The sequence below is a fragment of the Pseudomaricurvus sp. ABR4_320 genome, assembly GCF_056159445.1.
Window position 1 is genome coordinate 111,357 of the sequence record NZ_JBSWVF010000006.1, and the last position, 20,838, is coordinate 132,194.

General features: G+C 49.4%; 22 protein-coding genes. 8 read left to right on the plus strand and 14 right to left on the minus strand.

Annotated elements, in window-relative coordinates:
• Positions 1-50 precede the first annotated feature (50 nt).
• The 6 genes from trmB to ftsY form a co-directional block, all read right to left on the minus strand.
• Positions 51-761: a tRNA (guanosine(46)-N7)-methyltransferase TrmB gene (gene trmB / locus ACXAFR_RS13865; protein WP_475177865.1), complete on the minus strand. Its 711-nt coding sequence runs from the start codon at positions 759-761 to the stop codon at positions 51-53.
• A 72-nt stretch (positions 762-833) separates the two neighbouring features.
• Positions 834-1,226 (minus strand): DUF423 domain-containing protein, encoded by a 393-nt coding sequence (locus ACXAFR_RS13870; protein WP_475177867.1) that lies wholly within the window; start codon positions 1,224-1,226, stop codon positions 834-836.
• Between the two features lie 149 nt (positions 1,227-1,375).
• Complete coding sequence (gene rpoH / locus ACXAFR_RS13875; RefSeq protein ID WP_475177869.1) at positions 1,376-2,230, minus strand: RNA polymerase sigma factor RpoH; 855 nt, start codon at positions 2,228-2,230, stop codon at positions 1,376-1,378.
• A 194-nt stretch (positions 2,231-2,424) separates the two neighbouring features.
• The gene (gene ftsX, locus ACXAFR_RS13880; protein ID WP_475177871.1) at positions 2,425-3,417 is read right to left on the minus strand and encodes a permease-like cell division protein FtsX; all 993 of its coding nucleotides are present in this window, start codon (positions 3,415-3,417) and stop codon (positions 2,425-2,427) included.
• On the minus strand, positions 3,407-4,084 hold the full coding sequence (gene ftsE / locus ACXAFR_RS13885) for a cell division ATP-binding protein FtsE (protein WP_475177873.1): 678 nt from the start codon (positions 4,082-4,084) through the stop codon (positions 3,407-3,409). Before ftsE ends, ftsX begins: the two co-directional genes overlap by 11 nt.
• 6 nt (positions 4,085-4,090) lie before the next feature.
• Positions 4,091-5,119 carry a signal recognition particle-docking protein FtsY gene (gene ftsY, locus ACXAFR_RS13890; protein ID WP_475178376.1) on the minus strand — a complete coding sequence of 343 codons (1,029 nt, stop codon included), beginning with the start codon at positions 5,117-5,119 and terminating at the stop codon, positions 4,091-4,093.
• 283 nt (positions 5,120-5,402) lie between these two features.
• Between ftsY and rsmD the strand changes: the two genes are divergently transcribed.
• The gene (gene rsmD / locus ACXAFR_RS13895; RefSeq protein ID WP_475177875.1) at positions 5,403-5,996 is read left to right on the plus strand and encodes a 16S rRNA (guanine(966)-N(2))-methyltransferase RsmD; all 594 of its coding nucleotides are present in this window, start codon (positions 5,403-5,405) and stop codon (positions 5,994-5,996) included.
• 134 nt (positions 5,997-6,130) lie between these two features.
• A complete protein-coding gene (gene coaD / locus ACXAFR_RS13900) occupies positions 6,131-6,613 on the plus strand; it encodes a pantetheine-phosphate adenylyltransferase (RefSeq protein ID WP_475177878.1) in 483 nt (160 codons plus the stop codon).
• Between the two features lie 14 nt (positions 6,614-6,627).
• Here coaD and ACXAFR_RS13905 read toward each other — a convergent pair whose 3' ends face one another.
• The 5 genes from ACXAFR_RS13905 to radC all read right to left on the minus strand — a co-directional run bounded on the left by ACXAFR_RS13905 (position 6,628) and on the right by radC (position 9,244).
• Positions 6,628-6,957: a hypothetical protein gene (locus ACXAFR_RS13905; protein ID WP_475177880.1), complete on the minus strand. Its 330-nt coding sequence runs from the start codon at positions 6,955-6,957 to the stop codon at positions 6,628-6,630.
• 72 nt (positions 6,958-7,029) lie between these two features.
• The gene (gene mutM, locus ACXAFR_RS13910; protein ID WP_475177881.1) at positions 7,030-7,845 is read right to left on the minus strand and encodes a bifunctional DNA-formamidopyrimidine glycosylase/DNA-(apurinic or apyrimidinic site) lyase; all 816 of its coding nucleotides are present in this window, start codon (positions 7,843-7,845) and stop codon (positions 7,030-7,032) included.
• 115 nt (positions 7,846-7,960) lie between these two features.
• Positions 7,961-8,128 carry a 50S ribosomal protein L33 gene (gene rpmG / locus ACXAFR_RS13915; protein WP_475177884.1) on the minus strand — a complete coding sequence of 56 codons (168 nt, stop codon included), beginning with the start codon at positions 8,126-8,128 and terminating at the stop codon, positions 7,961-7,963.
• A gap of 11 nt (positions 8,129-8,139) precedes the next feature.
• Complete coding sequence (gene rpmB / locus ACXAFR_RS13920; RefSeq protein WP_475177885.1) at positions 8,140-8,376, minus strand: 50S ribosomal protein L28; 237 nt, start codon at positions 8,374-8,376, stop codon at positions 8,140-8,142.
• Between the two features lie 193 nt (positions 8,377-8,569).
• Complete coding sequence (gene radC / locus ACXAFR_RS13925; RefSeq protein ID WP_475177888.1) at positions 8,570-9,244, minus strand: RadC family protein; 675 nt, start codon at positions 9,242-9,244, stop codon at positions 8,570-8,572.
• A 133-nt stretch (positions 9,245-9,377) separates the two neighbouring features.
• Here radC and coaBC point away from each other — a divergent pair, with 133 nt between their 5' ends.
• From coaBC to slmA, 4 genes are all read left to right on the plus strand, one after another.
• Positions 9,378-10,604, plus strand: coding sequence for a bifunctional phosphopantothenoylcysteine decarboxylase/phosphopantothenate--cysteine ligase CoaBC (gene coaBC / locus ACXAFR_RS13930; protein WP_475177889.1), 1,227 nt, complete (start codon positions 9,378-9,380; stop codon positions 10,602-10,604).
• A 135-nt stretch (positions 10,605-10,739) separates the two neighbouring features.
• Positions 10,740-13,148 (plus strand): phosphomannomutase/phosphoglucomutase, encoded by a 2,409-nt coding sequence (locus ACXAFR_RS13935; protein WP_475177890.1) that lies wholly within the window; start codon positions 10,740-10,742, stop codon positions 13,146-13,148.
• A gap of 37 nt (positions 13,149-13,185) precedes the next feature.
• Complete coding sequence (gene argB / locus ACXAFR_RS13940; protein WP_475177894.1) at positions 13,186-14,097, plus strand: acetylglutamate kinase; 912 nt, start codon at positions 13,186-13,188, stop codon at positions 14,095-14,097.
• A gap of 107 nt (positions 14,098-14,204) precedes the next feature.
• On the plus strand, positions 14,205-14,798 hold the full coding sequence (gene slmA, locus ACXAFR_RS13945; protein ID WP_475178378.1) for a nucleoid occlusion factor SlmA: 594 nt from the start codon (positions 14,205-14,207) through the stop codon (positions 14,796-14,798).
• Between the two features lie 23 nt (positions 14,799-14,821).
• Here the strand turns inward: slmA and ACXAFR_RS13950 are convergent, their stop codons facing one another.
• Both ACXAFR_RS13950 and ACXAFR_RS13955 read right to left on the minus strand, forming a co-directional pair.
• A complete protein-coding gene (locus ACXAFR_RS13950) occupies positions 14,822-15,442 on the minus strand; it encodes a thiol:disulfide interchange protein DsbA/DsbL (RefSeq protein ID WP_475177897.1) in 621 nt (206 codons plus the stop codon).
• A gap of 301 nt (positions 15,443-15,743) precedes the next feature.
• A complete protein-coding gene (locus ACXAFR_RS13955; RefSeq protein ID WP_475177898.1) occupies positions 15,744-16,391 on the minus strand; it encodes a c-type cytochrome in 648 nt (215 codons plus the stop codon).
• A gap of 159 nt (positions 16,392-16,550) precedes the next feature.
• Between ACXAFR_RS13955 and yihA the strand changes: the two genes are divergently transcribed.
• Positions 16,551-17,174: a ribosome biogenesis GTP-binding protein YihA/YsxC gene (gene yihA, locus ACXAFR_RS13960; protein WP_475177899.1), complete on the plus strand. Its 624-nt coding sequence runs from the start codon at positions 16,551-16,553 to the stop codon at positions 17,172-17,174.
• 299 nt (positions 17,175-17,473) lie between these two features.
• Here the strand turns inward: yihA and polA are convergent, their stop codons facing one another.
• Positions 17,474-20,200 carry a DNA polymerase I gene (gene polA, locus ACXAFR_RS13965; protein WP_475177902.1) on the minus strand — a complete coding sequence of 909 codons (2,727 nt, stop codon included), beginning with the start codon at positions 20,198-20,200 and terminating at the stop codon, positions 17,474-17,476.
• Positions 20,201-20,539: 339 nt separating this feature from the next.
• Between polA and ACXAFR_RS13970 the strand changes: the two genes are divergently transcribed.
• Positions 20,540-20,800, plus strand: a complete 261-nt coding sequence (locus tag ACXAFR_RS13970) for a hypothetical protein (RefSeq protein ID WP_475177906.1) — start codon at positions 20,540-20,542, stop codon at positions 20,798-20,800.
• The last annotated feature ends 38 nt before the right edge of the window (positions 20,801-20,838 follow it).

The following is a 20,838-nucleotide window of genomic DNA, read 5'->3' on the forward strand; positions in this document are numbered from 1 at the left end:
TGGCGCATAAGCACACAAGAAGGTATCTACGTAACAATGGTTTTTTGGGCTTACTCTGGAGTACGAGAATAGAGTAAATCCCAGACACCGTGACCCAGCCGCTCCCCTCGCTTTTCAAACTTTGTCACCGGCCGAAAGTCAGGACGCTCTGCATAAGATCCTGTCGCTGTATTGGTCAACCCTTCAGCGCCCTCTAATACTTCGGACATATATTCGGCATAGGGCTCCCAATCGGTCGCCATATGCAAAATCCCATTTGGCCGCAGCTTTCGCTTTATTAACTCAACAAAAGGGGTCTGAACAATTCGGCGTTTATGATGTTTTTTCTTCGGCCAGGGATCGGGAAAGTAGAGTTGAAACCGGTCCAGACTGCCATCTTCAATACAGTCGCTAAGAACATCTATGGCATCAGCCATATAAATTCTCAGATTCTCGACACCAGCCTTAGACGCGTTATTCAATAACGCGCCAACACCTGGAGGGTGGACTTCTATACCGATGAAAAGGTTGTCGGGTTCGTTAATAGCCATCTCTAACAGACTGTCCCCCATACCAAACCCTACTTCCACAATCACAGAGCCGTTGCGTCCAAAGGTATCCTGAGGTTGCATTAAGCCGTCGTGTAAGCTGAGCCCAAATGTCTGCCAGTGCTGATCAAAGGAGCGTCGTTGAGCTTCGGTAATACGCCCGCCACGAATTACATAAGAACGGATCGATTTCTGTTTTGATTCAATGACCGGTTCTCGGCTTTCAGTGTTCATGATGTTATTTCTTTTGTGGTCGTAGCAACGATCATTGACCGAGAGTGTATGAGAGGTAATTTGCAGGAACAGCTAGCGCTCGACTCGACCAGCAGCCCAAAAAAGTAAAATCCAGCCAACCAAAAAGCTAACGCCACCTACCGGTGTCAGTGGACCTAACCATGACGGTCCGCCCAGCGCCATTGCGTATAGACTTCCGGAAAACAGAATAATACCGAAGATAAAGGCGTAACCGCTCCAGTTAAGAGCTCTACTTGGCTCTTCACCGCTAGGCCGGCCATTCAGCATCCACAAGCCCAACAACAGCAGCGCCAGCGTGTGGTAAAAATGGTATTGAACACCGGTCGTAAACGCCGACAGCAGGTGTGGTTCAATTTTTCCGCGCAAACCGTGAGCAGCAAAGGCGCCAAAACAAACCGCCAGAAAGCCACTGAGCGTAGCTGCCAGCAAAAACATCTTAGCCATAAATGGATGCATATAAAACGAAGCAAAAAGGGGCAATCAGTCTCACTGAATACCTGATAAAGCGTATTTTGCCTTACCTTAAACGAATAAAAAAGCCGCCAAATGGGCGGCTTTTGATTAAGAGGTACAAAGACCGTAGAAAAAAGCTGTTAAGCCTCCATAGCGGCTTTTACTTTTTTCATCGCATTTTTTTCTAACTGACGAATGCGCTCCGCAGAAACACTGTACTTCGCCGCCAGTTCATGCAATGTTGCCTTTTCTTCGTTCAACCAGCGTTGCTGGATGATATCCCTCGCCCGATCGTCCAGACCATCAAGGGCTAGAATAAGGCTGTTGACATTAGACTCTTCCCAATCGGCATCTTCTAACTGACGCGCTGGGTCAAATCTTTTGTCTTCAAGACTGTGCACAGGAGCTTGGAACGCAGTGTCGTCGTCGTCATCAACACCGACATCAAACGCGGAGTCATAAGCGGCAAGACGACCTTCCATCTCGCGCACTTGGTTTACTTCAACGTTTAAGTCACTCGCAACAGCTGCAGCTTCTTCGTTAGACAACCACGCCAGCCGCTTTTTAGCGCCGCGCAAGTTAAAGAACAGTTTGCGCTGAGCTTTCGTGGTTGCAACTTTCACAATCCTCCAGTTGCGGAGGATGAATTCATGCATTTCAGCCTTGATCCAGTGCACCGCGAAGGACACCAGGCGAACACCTTTTTCAGGATTGAAACGTTTCACAGCCTTCATCAAGCCGACGTTTCCCTCTTGGATCAAGTCAGCTTGAGATAAGCCATAGCCAGAATAAGACTTGGCTATATGAACCACGAAGCGCAAGTGCGCCATAACAAGGCGACGTGCAGACTCGAGGTCATTATGATAGTAGAGCTCTTCCGCCAGTTGCTTCTCTTCTTCTGCGGAAAGGATTGAGAAGCCGTTAACCGCCTGAATGTATGCGTTGAGGTTACCCCCCGGCGCAAGAACTCCAGCAGGCATTAAGCTTTTACCCATTAAATCTCTCCAAAATTGAAACAGCTACCGTAAATGGACAAACAAGTCAGAAGCTAAAGCGTAAGAAGTTTAGCATCTCGAATTATAGAGTTCCAGGATGTGGAAAAGTTCCCTTTTTACGATTATTTACCCACATATTGTTATTGAAAATTTTACAATGAAATCATCCAGTTAAAAACTTATCCACAACTTAATCATTCTGGCTCAACGGCTTTCAGATGGCGTCCTACAGACAACCACGCGCCAATCAGCCCAAGACCCGCAGCCCCCGCAAGAAAGACGACGACTTCAGAGACATCCGGCCCCTGTAGCCGAAAACTGGAACCATAAGCGCTCACCAGCTGAGCAATGGGCTCGCGCAGTGCTTCCGAGACTCCCCAAACCATAAGCAAGGTCAAAAGTCCTCCTAACAAGCCCAACCAGAAGCCGGAATACAAAAAGGGCCTACGTACAAATGCCCTTGAGCCGCCAACCAGCTTGATTACGATGATCTCTTCGCGGCGGTTTTCAACGGCAAGCCGCAAGGTGTTACCAATAATGATAAGAATGCCAAACCCCAGAAGAAGTGCCGTTAGAAGTGCTAGCCTCTGCCCCGCAGCCAACAGTGCATGTAACCGTTTGACCCAAGTGCGATCAAACACCATGTCGTCAATGCGGACGTCAGCGTTAAATTTTAGCGCCAACTGGTCCAGCTCATAGGGTTCGGCACTGGCCTCGGGCAGAACCTCCAGAACAGGGGGCAATGGATTTTCATCGAGAATACGGATAGCAGCCCCAAGACCCGAAGCCTGCTCAAAATCATCAAGCGCACGTTCCGGCGAGATATAGGTCACCGAAGCAATCAACGGATTTTCCAGTAGCTGCTGACGCCAAAGGTCAAGCGCTTCCAGTTTTGGAGCCTCTTTCAAAAACAAGGTGAACTTCGGATTGCCATTCCAATGCTGGTCTAATTGTTGAACATTGTTGACGCCTAAATACATCAGGGCCGGCATGGCAAGCGCTACAGCAATGACCAGGCAAGTCGCCAAACTTTGCAAAGGATGGCGAAAAATCCGGCGCAAGCTTCCCAAAGCACTCTCGCGATGATGATGTACCCAATTGACCAGTTTTGAACCGGTTCGCTTCTTTCGCACCTGTGCCCCACGTCCTTCGCCGCGCCGGGCTGACCCATCGCGTTTAGTCGACATGTGCTAAGAACTCGTCTGCAATTAATTGTCCCTGTTCAAGATGCAATACCCTGCGTTGCATCTGCCGAATCAATGAAATATCGTGCGTCGCAACGAGCACCGTAACGCCCACTGCACTAAATTGCTGAAAGAGTTCCATGATTTCACTGGAGAGATCGGGATCCAAATTTCCCGTTGGCTCATCGGCGATGAGCATTCTGGGTTTGTTGACAATTGCCCGTGCAATACCAATTCGCTGCTGCTCGCCTCCAGACAATACGTGGGGATTTTGTTTTTCGCAGTGCAGCAAGCCAACTTTGTCCAATGCCGCTCGAATTCTACGTCCCGCCTCTTTCGGAGAGTAACCCTCAATCAGGAGCGGAAGCGCAATATTGTCGTAAACCGACCGATCGTAGAGCAAATGGGGATTTTGAAATACAACACCTACCCGGCGTCTAAGCCCCGGAATATGGCGGGATTTAAGTTTATCCAAACGACGGGAATCAACCCAGATTTCACCACTGGTGGCACGCTCGATCAGCAACAACAATTTTAGCAGGGTGCTCTTGCCTGCACCTGAGTGCCCGGTTAGAAACACCAATTCCCCCCGGTTTACCTCAAAGCTGACATCATCAAGCGCCAGGTGTCCGTTGGCGAACTGCTTACTTACGGCCTCAAAGCGAATCATACGGGCTTAATTGCCCTCCTTGCCAAATAAGGCTTGGATAAAACGCTGTGCAGAAAACGGCTGTAAGTCATCAAGTTGCTCACCCACCCCAATAAATCGCACGGGAAGGCCAAATTTTTCGGTAAGTGCGAAAATAACACCGCCTTTGGCAGTTCCATCCAATTTCGTCAGCACAATGCCGGTCACACCGGCAGCATCGCGAAATTCCGAAGCTTGATTGATTGCATTTTGTCCCGTACCTGCATCGAGAACCAATAGCACCTCATGGGGCGCCTCTGGATCAATCTGCTGCATAACTCGACGGACCTTAGCCAGCTCTGTCATCAGGTTACTTTTATTGTGCAATCTACCCGCCGTATCGGCGATTAAAATATCAGCCTTGCGCGCCTTAGCCGATTTAATGGCATCAAAAATGACAGAAGCGCTGTCTGCTCCCTGATGCTGGGCAATCACCGGGATATTGTTACGTTCACCCCACACCTGTAACTGCTCTACCGCGGCCGCGCGAAATGTATCACCCGCGGCCAGGACTACCGACTTTCCTTGCTGTTGAAACCGTTTTGCCAGCTTTCCAATGGTCGTGGTTTTCCCTACCCCATTGACGCCGACGACAAGTATCACCGCGGGTTTACTGGCTTCTGGCAACACCAAAGGCTGCTCGGCAGGCGCCAAGATGTCCTGCAGACACTCCTGCAAAACACGGTATAGCGCATCCGAATTTTGCGGCGGCTGACGACGAACCCGTTCTTTGAGTTCTTCAATGACCCGAGTCGATGCATCTAGCCCCACGTCAGCCATCAAAAGCTGGCCTTCAACCTCTTCAAGAAGCTCATCATCGACCGCCTGGCGACCCGATAAAAGACCTGCTAACCCCTCGGCAAGACCACCTCGGGTTTTAGCCAACCCCTGACGCATTCTCGCCCAGAGACTCTGCTCCACAACCACGACTGGCGCGGCGTCATCATCCAATTTTTGCTTGTCCTGCTCGGGGGATGAAGACGACGATTTAAACAACCAGCCAAATAAAAACGTCAGTATGCGCAGACAAACTGGAAAGTGGCGTTGGAAAAAGCCTCGTCCCTTGGAGTCTTCCGCTGTATTGGCAGAGCTGCCACTATGTTCACTGCTCACAAATTTTGTACGCCCTAAAATTCAAACCATCTTGACGAGCCTACAAGGCTCCCGCAATCTCTCTGACTGTAACCGTCTGAAAAACATCATTTGCACGGCATTTTACCGGCATAATAAGTGACTTGCAGCACAACATCGCGGCAATTTTCAGTAGAGATTTATCCACAGCAATCAAGTAATTTTCACAATGACTAAAAACTCGCCCCGCTCCACACACCGCCCTACCGGGGAAGTCCGCATCATTGGTGGCAAGTGGCGGCGCCGACGCATTGACTTCGCCGATGTTCCAGGGCTTCGCCCGACCGGCGATCGCATTCGGGAAACCTTGTTCAACTGGTTGATGGCAGATGTCGCGGGCGCCTACTGTCTCGACTGCTTTAGCGGTTCGGGAATTCTCGGAATAGAGGCTCTGTCGCGGGGAGCCAATCACACAACATTTATTGAAAAGGATACGGGGGCGGCACAATGCCTTCGTAAAAACCTGACAGCATTGGCCGCTGCCGACTACGACCTTGTTTGCATGGATGCCTTGAAATGGCTTGAGGAAACTCAACCAAAATGCCCTTTCGACATAATATTCATCGACCCGCCGTTTGCCGCGCAACTGTGGCAACCCGTCTTTGAGGGCCTTCTGCGCAAAAACTGGCTCGCTGAAAATGCGCTGATTTATGTTGAATCCCCCATCGAAACGCCTTTAGCATTTCCAAAGAACTGCCACCAATGGCGCCAGAAAGAAGCCGGCAAAATAAACTACAGCGTCTACATCTATACCGAAAAATAACCACATCCATAAAAAAATGGCGTTTGGATAAACCCAGCCTTTGACGACAGTTTGTTACCAAACGAATTATTGTTACTATCAGAAACAGCGATCAATGCATTACGCGCCATTTAACTTTTGACGAGACCGACCCAATGAAACATGTGGTGTATCCCGGCACATTTGACCCGATTACGAATGGGCATATTGACCTTGTGGAAAGAGCCTGCCGACTGTTCGATAAAGTCACTTTGGCGATCGCGGCCAACACTCGCAAGAACCCGCTTTTTCCCATGGACGAGCGCGTCGCCCTTGCACAAGAAGTGCTCTCTCATATTGACAACGTTGAGGTCATTGGGTTTGACATTCTGCTGGCTCATTTTGTGGATAAAGTGAAGGCCAATGCAGTGCTGCGGGGCTTGAGAGCGGTTTCTGATTTTGAATACGAATTTCAGCTCGCCAACATGAATCGCGCACTGTCGCACCAAATGGAAAGTGTCTTTTTAACCCCCTCGGAGCACCTGTCTTATATTTCATCGTCACTGGTGAAAGAAATCGCCTCGCTGGGGGGCGATGTCAGCAAGTTTGTTCCAGAGCCTGTCGTAGCCAAACTTGCCAACAAGTTTTCTGACCAGTAATTGCTTTACCCGAATTAGTCTTCATTGACTGGTGTTGTACGACCAGTCGATGTACAACCCAAGCAGCGATAGAATGTCATCTTGGCCGGCTCTACCACCAGAGTATCGGCGGATTCTTTAACATTTCCCCCGATTGCAGAGAATGGTAATCCCACCAACCACAGTGCAGAACCAACGACCGTAGTCGCAAACATGACCGGTCGCACGACAACCAAATCTGTGGTCATCGCCAATGCAGATGGTGATTCTTCCACCGTATTCGTGTCCGCAGCATAGGCAACGGGGCTGACAATAAGTACAAATGACAGAATGCTGCAAAGCAGCCAACGAACATTGCCAATCATGGCAGACTCCTCAATTAAGCGTTTCAATCGGCGCGATGTGAAACACGAATGAACCTGCTTAAGAGTCTAGACTTATTTCTGACACTTTGTGCAATACACCGTTGAACGCTGCCCGAGGCGGATTTCCTTTAAGCGTGTTTTGCACACGCGACAAGCTTTGCCTTCACGTCCGTACACCAACAGTTTTTGACTAAAGTAACCTGGTTTGCTGTCACCACCGACAAAATCTCTCAACGTCGTTCCACCCTGGGTGATCGCTTCTGATAGCGTCAATTTGATTTCTTCGACTAAACGTTCGCAACGCTTTAACGACACCTTACCAGCGGCTAATGTCGGACGGATACCTGCCCGAAAAAGAGACTCGTTAGCGTAAATATTACCGACGCCAACGACAATCCGACTATCCATGATATAAGTTTTAATCGGCTGTTTACGTCGGCGCGCTTTGGACCAAAGGTATTCGGCAGTAAACCCTGCCTCTAGTGGCTCAGGCCCCAAATGCGACAATAGAGGATGCTCCTCTAAGGGCAGCTCTGTCCATAAAACCGCCCCAAATCGTCTGGGATCATGCAACCTAAGCGACAGCCCACTGTTAAAATCAAATTGCACATGATCATGGACTTTCAAAGTATCTTCAGGACCCACCATGCGCAATGAACCGGACATACCAAGATGAATTAACAGATGCCCTAAGGGAAATTCAACCAGCAAGTATTTTCCTCGGCGGTGCAAAGACCTGACTTCTTGTCCTTTAAGAATTTCCGCCAGCCCCTCTGGCACAGGCCAGCGCAAACGGGAATCTCGCACAATAACATTGGATATTTGGCGCCCAACGACATGGGGCTCTATCCCGCGACGGGTCGTTTCAACTTCAGGTAGTTCTGGCATAGTGAAATGAACTGGGGATGGGACAGTAGCGGCGCAAAACGCCCATCAATTTACTGACGACAGCAAGGCACAAAAAAGCCCGGACTGTGCCGGGCTTTTTAAAGCGAAAACCAAGTTACTTGATTTTGCCTTCTTTGTAGACAACGTGCTTACGAACAACGGGATCGTATTTTTTAATCTCCATTTTTTCAGGCGTATTACGCTTGTTTTTGTCCGTAGTATAGAAGTGTCCAGTGCCTGCAGTTGAATTCAGGCGGATTTTTTCTCTAACACCTTTGGCCATTGCTTAAACTCCTAAATCTTTTCACCGCGAGCACGGATATCAGACAAAACTGACTCAATGCCTTTTTTATCGATAACACGCATACCTTTAGAAGAAACACGCAATTTTACAAAACGCTTTTCAGACTCAACCCAAAAACGGTGAGTATGAAGGTTTGGCAGGAAGCGTCTTTTTGTGTGATTCTTAGCGTGTGAAACGTTGTTTCCGGTAATCGGCCGCTTTCCGGTTACCTGGCATACCTTGGACATGTTCTGGCCCCTAGATCGCGCCGCCCACGGTCAAAACAACAAGTGCAACGGCTGGTGTAAAAGTCATAATTTGAGGCGCCCTTTATCACTCGTTTGGAGAAGTGTCGCAGGATCTGACCTGGACCAGGGCTTTGCCTCCCTCAAAGAGCCGCGTTTTATACCAGAAGGTTGATTGAATAGCAATCAATATTGCCTAAAGCAGTCCATTTTCCGCAAATGAGTAGACGTTGTCGTCTCCGACGACCATGTGATCCAGAACTCTAACATCAATTAAATTCAATGCCCGCGACAATCGCTCTGTAATACTTCGGTCGGCCTGGCTTGGCTCAGATACTCCCGACGGATGATTGTGGGCAAATATAACGGCAGCCGCATTATGAAAAAGCACCTGTTTAACCACTTCACGAGGGTATACTGAAGCTGCGTCGATGGTGCCGTGAAACAGCTCCTCATAAGCGATCAACGCATGCTGCGCATTAAGAAACAGCACACTGAAAATCTCCCGCTGCGCGTGCCTGAGTTCGCTGGAAAGATAGGCTTTGACGGTATCCGGGTTGAGAAATACCGCACCGGCGGCCAGCGTTTGCGCCAAGTGACGCCGCCCCATCTCCAACGTAGCCTGCAGTTGTGTGTATTTAGCGATCCCGAGCCCGTTGGCGTTACAGAACAGATCCTGATCGGCTTCGAGTATCTGGCGCAGGCCTCCAAATCGCTGCAATAGATCTCGAGCAAGATCGACCGCAGATCGCCCACGACTTCCCGTGCGAAGAAAAATAGCCAGCAGTTCCGAATCCGACAAGGCGCCAGCTCCCTGAGCCAGCAGCTTTTCTCTTGGACGCTCAGCCGCTGGCCATTCTTTAATACTCATTTCTGCATCCCTGTGATCAAAGTCCTGTATTTCCTATACTATGCGCAAGATTTTCATTTAGGGTCCCGACCTAATTGTCAGGAACGGTGCCAGTTTAAAGCGCCACCAAGCCCTCCACCAGCCGGTAAAAAGCATGACGCGACTCACCCAAAGAAAGGTTCTGATCGGAATTACCGGTGGTATAGCAGCCTATAAAAGCGCGGATCTGGTCCGCAAACTAAAAGAACGTGGTGCAGAAGTTCGTGTCGTTATGACCGCCGCCGCACAGGAATTCATAACCCCGTTAACCCTACAAGCGCTGTCAGGAAACCCAGTCCATACACATTTATTAGATCCAGCTGCCGAAGCTGGCATGGGACATATCGAACTTGCACGCTGGCCAGACGATATTTTAATTGCGCCCGCATCTGCGGATTTCCTTGCCAGACTTCGAGGCGGTTTCGCCGATGATTTGTTAACAACATTATGTCTCGCCACAAATAAACCCATTTGCGTGGCCCCCGCTATGAATCAGGCTATGTGGGCTAATGCGGCTACCCAGGACAACCTATCAATTCTCAAAGCCCGCGCCGTGTCGATCTTTGGCCCCGCGGCCGGAGCTCAGGCTTGCGGAGATATTGGTCTCGGGCGAATGCTTGAACCCTTGGAGTTGGTCGACAGATTAGAAAGCCGTTGTGTTGAGCCTCTGCTCTCGGGTAAGCGCGTCGTCATCACCGCAGGACCAACCCGCGAAGCCATTGACCCGGTACGCTATCTCACCAATCACAGCTCCGGAAAAATGGGTTATGCCCTCGCTGCAGCCGCAACCCGTGCCGGTGCCGAGGTCTACCTCATTAGCGGGCCGACGGCTCTGCCACCACCAGAATGCCATTCCTTTATATCTGTTCAGAGCGCCACGGAAATGCATAAGGCAAGCCTCGACACCATCGGCCATTGCGATGTTTTTATCGGCTCGGCGGCCGTAGCTGACTTTCGACCAGATACCATCGCCGGGAGCAAAATCAAGAAAACCGACAGCAATTCCACCATGACACTGTCACTCATCAAAAACCCGGACATTATTCGCGATGTTGCAGCGTCAGAACCACGCCCATTCTGCGTTGGCTTCGCTGCGGAAACGAGTGATCTCTTGACTTACGCGACCGATAAATTGCATCGAAAAAATCTGGATATGGTCATTGCCAACGATGTGTCAGGTAGCGATATTGGATTTAATAGTGACAATAACGCCGTCGTCATTATTACTCGCGAGGGGCACCAGAGCCTCCCTGTCGCCAGTAAAGCAGCCATCGCTCAAGATATTGTGACTCAAATTGCCGTTGAACTCGGCAAAATTGGCAAAGAATGTGCGCCCGTGTGATACACCAAGCAATAAATGCCTAACCTTTTCCCCGTAGAAGGCTACAATTTCAGTAACAATTCCTGTTTTTCAGGATCACAGTCTCTATTAAGATTCTTGTCAAAAAAGACGTTTTAGATTGCTCACGATTCCCCCATGAAAAAAATTGCATTACCCAAATCCGCTCAACTGCCTGTACTGTCTCTGAGTGCTAGTGGAATCGTCGTTATTGTCGTACTTGTTGCCGCAGTCTTTGTACACCACCGTTATATCTCAAGTTTCAATTCTAACGCTCTGGAAGTCGCAGCCGAGCAACAGGTGGTTCAACAGGTTGACGCCATCAAGCGGTTTATCGAAGAAAAGAATCGTCAGGTTTCATCCTTCGCCAGCCGCAGTTCGATCTTGAAATCCATTTCCGAACCCAGTGACGCCATGCGAGCGACGGCCTTGCAGGGCTTAAACAACACCTTCAATAATGCTAGAGCTATCCGCATATTTGGCTTGGATCGGGAGGAAAAGCTCAGCAATCAGACCACGGAACTCTCATTTACCGAACTGGACATGATCAATCGCGCAGAACGCGGTGAAACGGTCTATCCGGAAGCTCTCAAGCGCGATGATACGTGGCAATTGTTTTTTGCTGCCCCCGTCCGTAAAGACCAGGCCTCACCCACGATTGGTTCGATCTTGTTGAGTTTTGACGCCAATGAGCTGTTCGCCATTATCGATCGGGAAAGTGACGGTAAAGGGAGGTTGGCATTGCTCAGGGAGGCGCCTGGACAGCCGATCACGGTCTATAGCAGTGGCCAGGGCGATAGTATCCACACGGCTGAAAAAGACATACCTCAGTCTTTTTGGACAGTGCGATTTGTCGGTGGAGAAAATCTAGCGGACAACGCCTTGAGAAACTCACTGCCGTTCTGGTCGATTAGCCTTTTGGCGTCTGTATTGCTCGCAGCACTCTGCTGGTTTGCCATAGCTCCACTCGATCCCCGGCGCCAGAAAACTCAGGATTCAAATGATCCTTTCCGAATGTCCGTTGACAAAAAACCACCGTCCTCATCAGAAGCCTTTGACGACATTCTCGACATAGATCTCTCCGCGGATGAAGAACACCTCTTACTGGATAACCGAGACGAAACCCGCCACAAATCACACAACAAAGTGCCTCAGGCCCAACCAGAAGGGCCGGAAATTCCTTCTCATGTGTTCAGAGCCTATGATATCCGCGGAAAATCGGAATATGAGATAACGCTAGAATTTGCCAGGCTTCTCGGCCAGGCGTTTGCCAGTGAAGCTCTGGCTGCAGGCAAAACTAGCCTTATTGTCGCCAGAGACGGACGCAACGACAGCCTGAAGCTCTCTAATGCTCTGGTCGACGGAATTCTCAGCACGGGCTGCCATGTCATAAACATCGGTGCCGTACCGACCCCATTACTCTACTTCGCAACTCATGAGCTGCCAGATGCTGACAGCGGCATCATCGTGACGGCAAGCCACAATGCCGCGCAATACAACGGCTTTAAGATGGTTCTGGGGCGCGACACACTGATTGAGCAGGATGTCGCGCGCATACGTTCCCGAATGGAAAACGGCAACTTTGATATGGGCTTAGGTAACGAAACCAGCGTCGATATAGCCCCCTCTTACATCGAGCGTATTTTCTCAGACATCGCCCTTGCCGGTAATGTAAATCTCGTGATCGATGCAGCCAATGGCATCACGGGTAGCATTGCACCGCGGTTGTTTGAAGAGCTCGGCTGTCGGGTAGATCCTTTGTTCTGCGAGATCGACGGACACTTCCCCAACCATGATCCAGATCCCACAGTAGTAACCAATCTTACCCCCCTGATCGAGCGAGTAAAAAGTACCGGTGCAGACCTAGGTATCGCCTTGGATGGTGATGGGGATCGAGTAGTCGTTGTCACACCAGCAGGAGAGATTATCTGGCCCGATCGGCTGCTGATGCTCTTTGCCAAAGACATTGTTTCGGGAAATCCGGGAGCAGACGTCGTATTCGACGTCAAATCAACCCGGGAACTCAATGCGCTCATCAGCAGCTACGGCGGCCGCCCGATTATGTGGAAAACCGGGCACTCCAATATGAAAAGCAAAATTAAGGAGACAGGCGCGTTAGTTGGTGGCGAAATGTCCGGTCACATTTTTATCAAAGACCGGTGGTATGGCTTTGATGACGGGATGTATGCCGCCGCACGACTATTGGAAATCATGACACTTCGCGACCAGTCCATCGACGAACTTTTTGCTTCTTTCCCCGTCCTGCCATCCACACCTGAAATTAAAATCTACACCGGCGAGGACGAGAAATTTGTATTGATGAACACCTTGTCAAAACGAGCCCAGTTTGGCGACGGACGAGTCAACAATCTCGACGGCTTGCGCGTCGAGTTTCTACACGGCTGGGGATTAGTGCGTGCATCGAATACGTCACCCGCTCTGACCCTACGATTTGAAGCAGAAACAGAAGAGCATTTACGATCAATTCAGGCAATTTTCAAAGAAGAGTTACGAAAAATCGATCCGGATCTTAAAATACCCTTTTAAGACATCGATAGAAGTACGCTTTCAGTAAGGAAATGCCATGTCACTAGATCGCGCTGCAGCCACCAACATTGCTCAGGTCCTCACCGAGGCCCTGCCCTATATCCAGCGTTTCACACAAAAAACCATAGTCGTTAAGTTTGGCGGCAACGCCATGACAGACGAAGCTCTGCAAAACAGCTTCGCCCGAGATATTGTCATGATGAAGCTGGTCGGAATGAATCCAATTGTCGTGCACGGCGGAGGTCCCCAAATTGGAGACCTGCTGAATAAACTCAATATCCAGTCCGAATTTATCGATGGTATGCGGGTGACTGACAATGCGACTATGGATGTCGTAGAAATGGTGCTGGGCGCCACCGTCAATAAGCAGATTGTCAGTTTGATCAATCGAAACGGCGGTCAAGCCATCGGTATCACCGGTAAAGATGGCCAGTTAATTAACGCTCGCCAGCTAAAAGCGACGCGTCAAACACCAGATATGAGCGAGCCAGAGATCATCGATATTGGCCATGTTGGCGAAGTCGCCTCTATCAACACCGCCGTTATACATATGCTGTTAAACAGCAACTTCATCCCGGTTATCGCCCCCATAGGCGTTGGTCGCGACGGAAGAACGTTTAACATTAATGCCGACCTAGTTGCCGGTAAAATCGCCGAGGTCCTGCAGGCTGAGAAACTCATGCTGTTGACGAACGTCGCTGGGCTACAGGATAAGGAAGGTAATATCCTTACCGGCCTTACCACACGACAAGTAGATGCGCTGATCGAAGATGGCACGATTTACGGCGGAATGTTGCCGAAAATCGCCTGCGCGATAGATGCGGTAAAAGGCGGCGTAACCAGCGCCCATATCATTGACGGCCGTGTCGATCACGCTGTTCTCCTGGAGATTTTCACGGATGAAGGTGTCGGCACACTCATTTCCAACCGCAGTTTGAACATTGGCTGACAAAACCTGCGACCAAATGGGAATATCAACCGCCGCCATTTTCCTTTAATTTCAGCTGGGATGATAAATTGAGGAGTATTGGCTAAGTGAGCAAGCCAGACGCAAAAATGAGCCGTCGTGAACAGATTTTACAGGCCCTTGCACAGATGCTGGAATCCTCACCTGGTGTGCGTATAACCACCGCAGCCCTTGCCCGCCAGGTAGGCGTATCTGAAGCCGCACTGTACCGGCACTTTCCCAGTAAAGCCAAAATGTACGAAGGCTTAATTGAGTTTGTCGAGGAAACCATTTTCAGTCGCGTAAACACGATCTGCGGTGAGCGTATTCCGTGCCTGGAAAAGTGCCAAAGATCTCTGATGGTGGTCCTATCCTTTGCGGAAAAAAACCCAGGTATCACGCGGATTCTGACAGGAGACGCCCTCACCGGGGAAAATGAGCGGTTGCGTGTTCGTATTGTCCAGTTATTCGATCGGCTGGAAACTCAGATACGACAGGTGCTAAGAGAGGCGGAAATACGCGAGAGTGTACGGCCGGTGCTGCAAATTTCTACAGCGGCCAACTTGCTAATGGCGACCGCAGAAGGCCGTATAGCTCAGTTTGTGCGCAGTGAATTTAAGAAGTCGCCAACGCAAGGGTGGGAAGAACAGTGGTCAATTATGACCCGAGGCTTTCTGAGAGAAATGCCGGTATCGGTCAGCTGATACCGGCACAATCAACCGCCACCTTACTTTTCGGAGCGGATCTTATCTACGAGGAAGTCAGCAACCTTTAACATGCCCTCTTGACTACCAGCCATACGGGCACTGACACGATAGCGCCCATCGACGATAACTTCCGGAGTTCCTTCGATTTTATAGCTCCGCGCACGAGCATCTGCCTGCTTCACCTGACTGTTAATGCCAAACGAGTTATAGGCTTTGGTGAAGGTCTCTCGGTCAACCCCATTTTCTGCGAAAATATCCGCCAGAGCCTTTTCATTCGCCAAACGCTTGCCTTGTTCATTCAGCGCTTTAAAAATTGGCGTATGAACCTTATCCAACACACCCAGCGCTTTAGCGACATAGTAAGCTCGAGCGTGGACTTCCATCAGCCCGTTCCAAATCGCAGGGCTCTGCTGAAAATCGACATCATCTGGAAGAGTCTCTGCCCACTTTTCAATGACCGGCTCAAAGTGGAAGCAATGCCCACAGCCGTACCAAAAAACCTCTGTCACCTCAATCTTATTGGGATCCTGAGTGCGGACAGGGCTGGCGAGTACCTGATAATCCTTACCCTCCCGATAGGTCTCCTGTGCTTGAACAGTGACAGCAAGCAGCAGCGCCAGCGTCGCGAGAATATATTTCATGAAGATCTCCTTACCAGAACAAAACTGTGGTTGAATTCTCGATCGTGAACAACTTATGTGATTCCAGAATTCACTATTCAAACCTACGCATACTGAACCCAGGTTGAACAGAAATACGGCTAACTGACCGAATCTAGGCTTTGAGAGAATAAAGCCAAAAAAGTTCGCCCACAAAAAAGCGGCCTATAAGCCGCTTTTTTCACTGCAAACCGATGATTTCAACAAACTTTTCGAGTCTGCATAATACACAGATATTAGCTGGCAATCGCCCACTATACCAGTCATCGCCGGGCCTTGACCGTCAGTTAAGGCCTGCAATGTAATTGGCCAAAGCAGTGATCTGCGCGTCACTCAAATATTGAGCAACCAGACGCATGGTTCTTTGATCACCGTCATTCATGCGCTCGCCCGCACGAAATGCCTTAAGCTGTTTCTCGATATACTCTGGATACTGGCCACTGAGTCTCGGATACCCGGCAGGCTCGTTGCCTTGTCCTCGAGGCGAGTGACAGCCTGTGCAGGCTGGCGTGCCCACTTCAGGATTACCCCCGCGATACAGCGTCTGACCCAATTCCAAACCATTCGCTTCGGAACCGTCGTTCAACTTTACGGTCAATTCTTTGGAACCACTGAGCTGCAGAGACTTAGAGTCGAAATAGGCGGCGATGTCTTCAAGGTCTTGGTCTGACATATTGTCAAGAAGACCTGTCATTTCCATGATGACACGATCGCCGGATTTAATATCTTGAAGCTGTTTTAGCAGGTAAGCTTCCCCAAGACCGGAGAGCTTAGGATACATCGGCGCAGGGCTATTACCATCCGGCCCATGGCAGGCCGCACATACAGCCGTTTTACCTTCACCAGCAGCGGCATCTCCTTCAGCCGACACTCCCTGATTTACTAGTAACATCGCGGCGACAACTACCGCTGTTTTAATAAAATTGTTCATTGGCTAATCCGTAAATCTGTCGATATTTGTCGTTTCCTGGACCCGGTCGCCTGTCACCCTGAAGCCACAAGAGATCCCTATGGGCGTGCTCTGGTGATCAAAAGCGGCGACATTATATACTAACGCTGCGAAATCTCATTATTTATAAAGGGTTATCTTTTGCAACAGGTCAAGCAGACGCCAAATTTCGGCACCGCACAATTTTTAATCAGTGCGGCTAAAATGATTCAATGCCCAACTGACGAGGGCGCCGAAGTCGCTTTTGCCGGCCGGTCCAATGCTGGCAAGTCCAGCGCTATTAATTGCCTTACCAACCAAAGAAGTTTAGCCCGAACCAGTAAAACACCAGGCAGAACACAGCTTATCAATTTCTTTAGCATGTCCGATCAGTCCAGGCTGGTTGATCTCCCTGGTTATGGCTTCGCAAAAGTACCTCTGGCACTGCAACGGGCCTGGGAAGCGACAATGATTGAATATCTTAATGAAAGAAAATCCCTAAAAGGACTGATTCTTGTAATGGATATCAGGCACCCACTACAGAATTATGATATGAATTTCGTAAACTGGTCTCAAGAGAAGGGAATTTCACTCCACGCCATTCTGACAAAATCCGATAAATTAAAGCGCGGAGCCGCCAAAAATCAGTTGTTAAGCGTTGAAAAAGCCTTTCGGGAACACGACCCAGAACTTCGCACATTAAGTGTGCAGACATTTTCGTCGTTAAAAAAAGACGGGAAAGAGACTCTAGCGGCAAAATTAGGCCAATGGCTCTCTCCAAAATGACTCTCAGTAAGAGCTAGGGCATTAGATAGGCAAAAAAAAGCCCTGATGGGAGTCAGGGCGCTTCTAAGTAAAAGCTGTTTGGCTATTTAAGCCACTTAGTAAGGAGAGCAAGACACCATGAAATATCTTGCTTCTTGAGACTCACGGGAACAGCCAAAGTTCAGCGCACGCGAAAAAAAAACGTTGATTTTCGCTCAAATTTGCACTTATAAACCTTTATGCCACCGATCGCTTACGCTTGTTAACAAAAGCGGTGCAACGCCCAGCTGCTTAGTAAATACCCGCCTACTTTGCAAAACCTAGTGGGCTTCATCCCAATTAGCACCGACGCCAGTCTCCACCAAGAGTGGCACACTCAGCGTGAAAGCGTTCTCCATCCGCTTTTGCAGGCCATCACACAGCTCATCAACCGAAGCCTCTTGCACCTCGACCACCAATTCGTCGTGAACCTGCATAATCATCTTTGCCGGAATTGTGGATTCAGTCAGCCATTGATCCACATCCAGCATCGCCCGCTTGATTATGTCTGCTGCGGTTCCTTGCATAGGGGCATTGATCGCCGTGCGCTCTGCTGCCTGGCGACGCATTCCATTGCGAGAATTAATCTCCGGCAGATAAAGTCGACGCCCCATAAGCGTTTCAACGTAACCTTTTTCAGCGGCTTGAGATCGGGTTTTCTCCATATACTCCCGAACACCGGGATACCGCTCAAAATAGAGATCGATATATTCCTGCGCTTCATTGCGGCCGACATGGAGCTGCCTTGCCAAACCAAACGCCGACATGCCATAGATCAAGCCGAAGTTGATGGCTTTAGCGCTGCGACGCTGCTGATCAGTGACCTCCTCCAAACTGCATGAAAACACTTCTGCGGCTGTTGCTCGATGGACATCCAGCCCTTCTGAGAAGGCGTTTTGCAGACTCTTATCTCCCGAAAGGTGAGCCATTATCCGCAATTCAATTTGGGAATAATCCGCTGCCACCAGGCGCGATCCCTGCGGCGCAACGAAGGCCTTACGGATACGACGCCCCTCTTCCGTTCGAATTGGAATATTTTGTAAGTTCGGATCTGACGACGATAAACGACCCGTCGCCGTCACCGCCTGGTGATAGGAGGTATGCACTCGCCCAGTATCCGCACTCACCATTTTTGGCAGCTTATCCGTGTAGGTCGACTTGAGCTTAGACAGACCGCGATGCTCCATCAGTAACTTTGGCAGCGGATAATCCAACGCCAACTCCTGCAGGACTTCCTCTGCCGTTGATGGAGCACCCTTAGGCGTCTTTTTGAGGATCGGATGACCCAGCTTTTCGAACAGAACTTGCCCAAGCTGTTTTGTCGACGCAAGATTGAATTCTTCACCTGCGATATCATAGGCTTCAGACTGAATAGAAAGTAAGCGCTCACTTATCTCGTCACTCTGTTTTTGCAAGAGATCGCAGTCGATCAGCGCCCCGGTTCTTTCAATTTTTGAGAGCACGCGGACCAGCGGTAACTCAACATCCTGGAACAGCTTTTCCAGGCTCGGCGTCGCCTGCAACTGAGGATAAATTGCCTGATGCAATCGCAGGGTAACGTCAGCATCTTCAGCAGCGTATGGACCTGCCTGCTCCAAAGGTATCTGATTAAACGTCAGCTGCTTTGCTCCCTTACCAGCAATCTCTTCAAACTTGATCGTCTTATGGCTTAGGAATTTGTCTGCCAGGGTATCCATATCGTGTCGGCTTCCGACAGAATCGAGCACGTAGGATTCCAACATGGTGTCGAATGCGATGCCCCGCAAATTAATGCCGTGGTTGGCAAGCACGTTCTTGTCGTATTTCAGGTTTTGCCCAACTTTGGCAACGTCAGCATCTTCTAGCAGAGGTTTAAACTGCTCAATGACCCACTCTTCCGCCAACTGCTCCGGCGCCTCCGGGTAATCGTGTCCGAACGGCAAATACGCTGCCTCATTGGCGTTGACGGCAAAAGAAAATCCAACCACTCTGGCGGCCATATAATCAAGACTGGTGGTTTCAGTATCGAACGCAAAAAGTGGCGCCGAACGCAATCTATCGATCCAATCCAAACAGCGCTCTTGAGTGGTAATGATTTCGTACTCTGCGGCCGTTGCAGATACATTGTCATTACTCGCCGAATCCTTTGGCTCAACCGAGTCTTCTTGTAGGTCTGACACCCAGCTTTTGAATTCCAGCTCTGAAAACACACTCAGTAGTGCCTCTGAATCTGGCTCTCCAAGGGCGAGATCATCGATTCCATAAGGTAATTCTACATCCGTCTTAATCGTCGCCAATTGCCGAGATAAAAAAGCTATCTCTTTGTTTTCAATGAGTTTCTCCGGCATTTTTTTCGCTCCGCGAAAATCCAAAGTGCGAACTTTTTCCGGATCGGCATAAATGGCATCAAGATCACCAGCACCATTGAGAAGCGCTACGGCGGTCTTTTCACCAACGCCTGGCACGCCGGGAATGTTGTCGACCTTGTCTCCCATCAGAGCCAGGAAATCGATGATAAGCTCAACCGGAACACCAAATTTTTCTTTCACACCTTCTGGATTCAACTCGGTATTAGTCATCGTGTTCACCAACGTGACGTGATCACTCACTAACTGAGCCATATCTTTGTCACCAGTGGACACCACAACGTCGACCCCACCTGCTGTCGCCTGAGTCGCCAGTGTTCCAATGACGTCATCCGCCTCAACCCCTTCAATAATGAGCAAGGGCAATCCCATGGCTTTCACGATCTTATGGATAGGCGCTACTTGAACACGAAGATCATCGGGCATTGGCGGGCGTTGAGCTTTGTAGTCTGCATACAACTCGTCGCGAAAGGTTTTACCTTTGGCATCAAAAATGACGGCGATCACTGAGCCGGAATAATCTTTTTGCAGGCGCCGAATCATGTTGATAACACCTTTTACGGCGCCCGTCGGCACACCTTTGGAGTTGGTTAACGGGGGTAGCGCATGAAAGGCGCGATATAGGTATGAAGAACCATCGACAAGAACGAGAGGCTGAGACATTAAGGACCAACTTGGGCTAGATCAGAGTTCAGGAGTAGTGAATCTCTATTTTCTTATATCGCTTCATCGACCTCAAACGAAAGCATCTGAAAATTTGTCACCCCATCTCGCACAGTAACAGAATTAACAACTATGCTTATTTGACTGCACAAAATGATTTGAGATGCAAATCACAATATTTCTATTTAATTACAACAAGTTAACAAAACATTAATGTTTCTGAGACATTTTTGGCAGTTCATTCGGTAGCGTAACATTTAATGCAGTGTTACCATATGTAACATAAGGTAACAAATACCCACACACACAAAAGTGGGGCCAAATCAGAGGGAATACACAATGAAAAAACTATGCGCACTCGTGCTCATTATGTTCGGATCTGCTGCGAATGCAGATGAGGCATCTATTAATCCAGCAAGCTTTACATTGGTCGACCAAACGCCAATGGTTGTGGCTTATAGCAACGCTAAAATCGAAAACGACCTGAAGAGTCAATCAGAAAAGAATTTGGAAATGCGAGTTGCGGAAGTCAACGAGCGTCTGAATTCTCAGATGGAAAAACGCTTCGCAGGTATGTTGGAGTCGTCTCTAAACAACTAAAAGCGAATGCGGGCGAACAGATACTCGCCCGCTACAAC

Coding starts and splice junctions, on each gene's coding strand:
- ACXAFR_RS13970 (WP_475177906.1), top strand. CDS start 20,540: ATGAAAAAACTATGCGCACTCGTGCTCATTATGTTCGGATCTGCTGCG.
- ftsX (WP_475177871.1), bottom strand. CDS start 3,417: ATGTCGACTAAACGCGATGGGTCAGCCCGGCGCGGCGAAGGACGTGGG.
- ACXAFR_RS13870 (WP_475177867.1), bottom strand. CDS start 1,226: ATGGCTAAGATGTTTTTGCTGGCAGCTACGCTCAGTGGCTTTCTGGCG.
- ftsE (WP_475177873.1), bottom strand. CDS start 4,084: ATGATTCGCTTTGAGGCCGTAAGTAAGCAGTTCGCCAACGGACACCTG.
- ACXAFR_RS13955 (WP_475177898.1), bottom strand. CDS start 16,391: ATGAACAATTTTATTAAAACAGCGGTAGTTGTCGCCGCGATGTTACTA.
- ACXAFR_RS13935 (WP_475177890.1), top strand. CDS start 10,740: ATGAAAAAAATTGCATTACCCAAATCCGCTCAACTGCCTGTACTGTCT.
- ACXAFR_RS13905 (WP_475177880.1), bottom strand. CDS start 6,957: ATGATTGGCAATGTTCGTTGGCTGCTTTGCAGCATTCTGTCATTTGTA.
- trmB (WP_475177865.1), bottom strand. CDS start 761: ATGAACACTGAAAGCCGAGAACCGGTCATTGAATCAAAACAGAAATCG.
- ACXAFR_RS13950 (WP_475177897.1), bottom strand. CDS start 15,442: ATGAAATATATTCTCGCGACGCTGGCGCTGCTGCTTGCTGTCACTGTT.
- rsmD (WP_475177875.1), top strand. CDS start 5,403: ATGACTAAAAACTCGCCCCGCTCCACACACCGCCCTACCGGGGAAGTC.
- coaD (WP_475177878.1), top strand. CDS start 6,131: ATGAAACATGTGGTGTATCCCGGCACATTTGACCCGATTACGAATGGG.
- coaBC (WP_475177889.1), top strand. CDS start 9,378: ATGACGCGACTCACCCAAAGAAAGGTTCTGATCGGAATTACCGGTGGT.
- rpoH (WP_475177869.1), bottom strand. CDS start 2,230: ATGGGTAAAAGCTTAATGCCTGCTGGAGTTCTTGCGCCGGGGGGTAAC.
- mutM (WP_475177881.1), bottom strand. CDS start 7,845: ATGCCAGAACTACCTGAAGTTGAAACGACCCGTCGCGGGATAGAGCCC.
- polA (WP_475177902.1), bottom strand. CDS start 20,200: ATGTCTCAGCCTCTCGTTCTTGTCGATGGTTCTTCATACCTATATCGC.
- argB (WP_475177894.1), top strand. CDS start 13,186: ATGTCACTAGATCGCGCTGCAGCCACCAACATTGCTCAGGTCCTCACC.
- slmA (WP_475178378.1), top strand. CDS start 14,205: ATGAGCCGTCGTGAACAGATTTTACAGGCCCTTGCACAGATGCTGGAA.
- radC (WP_475177888.1), bottom strand. CDS start 9,244: ATGAGTATTAAAGAATGGCCAGCGGCTGAGCGTCCAAGAGAAAAGCTG.
- rpmB (WP_475177885.1), bottom strand. CDS start 8,376: ATGTCCAAGGTATGCCAGGTAACCGGAAAGCGGCCGATTACCGGAAAC.
- rpmG (WP_475177884.1), bottom strand. CDS start 8,128: ATGGCCAAAGGTGTTAGAGAAAAAATCCGCCTGAATTCAACTGCAGGC.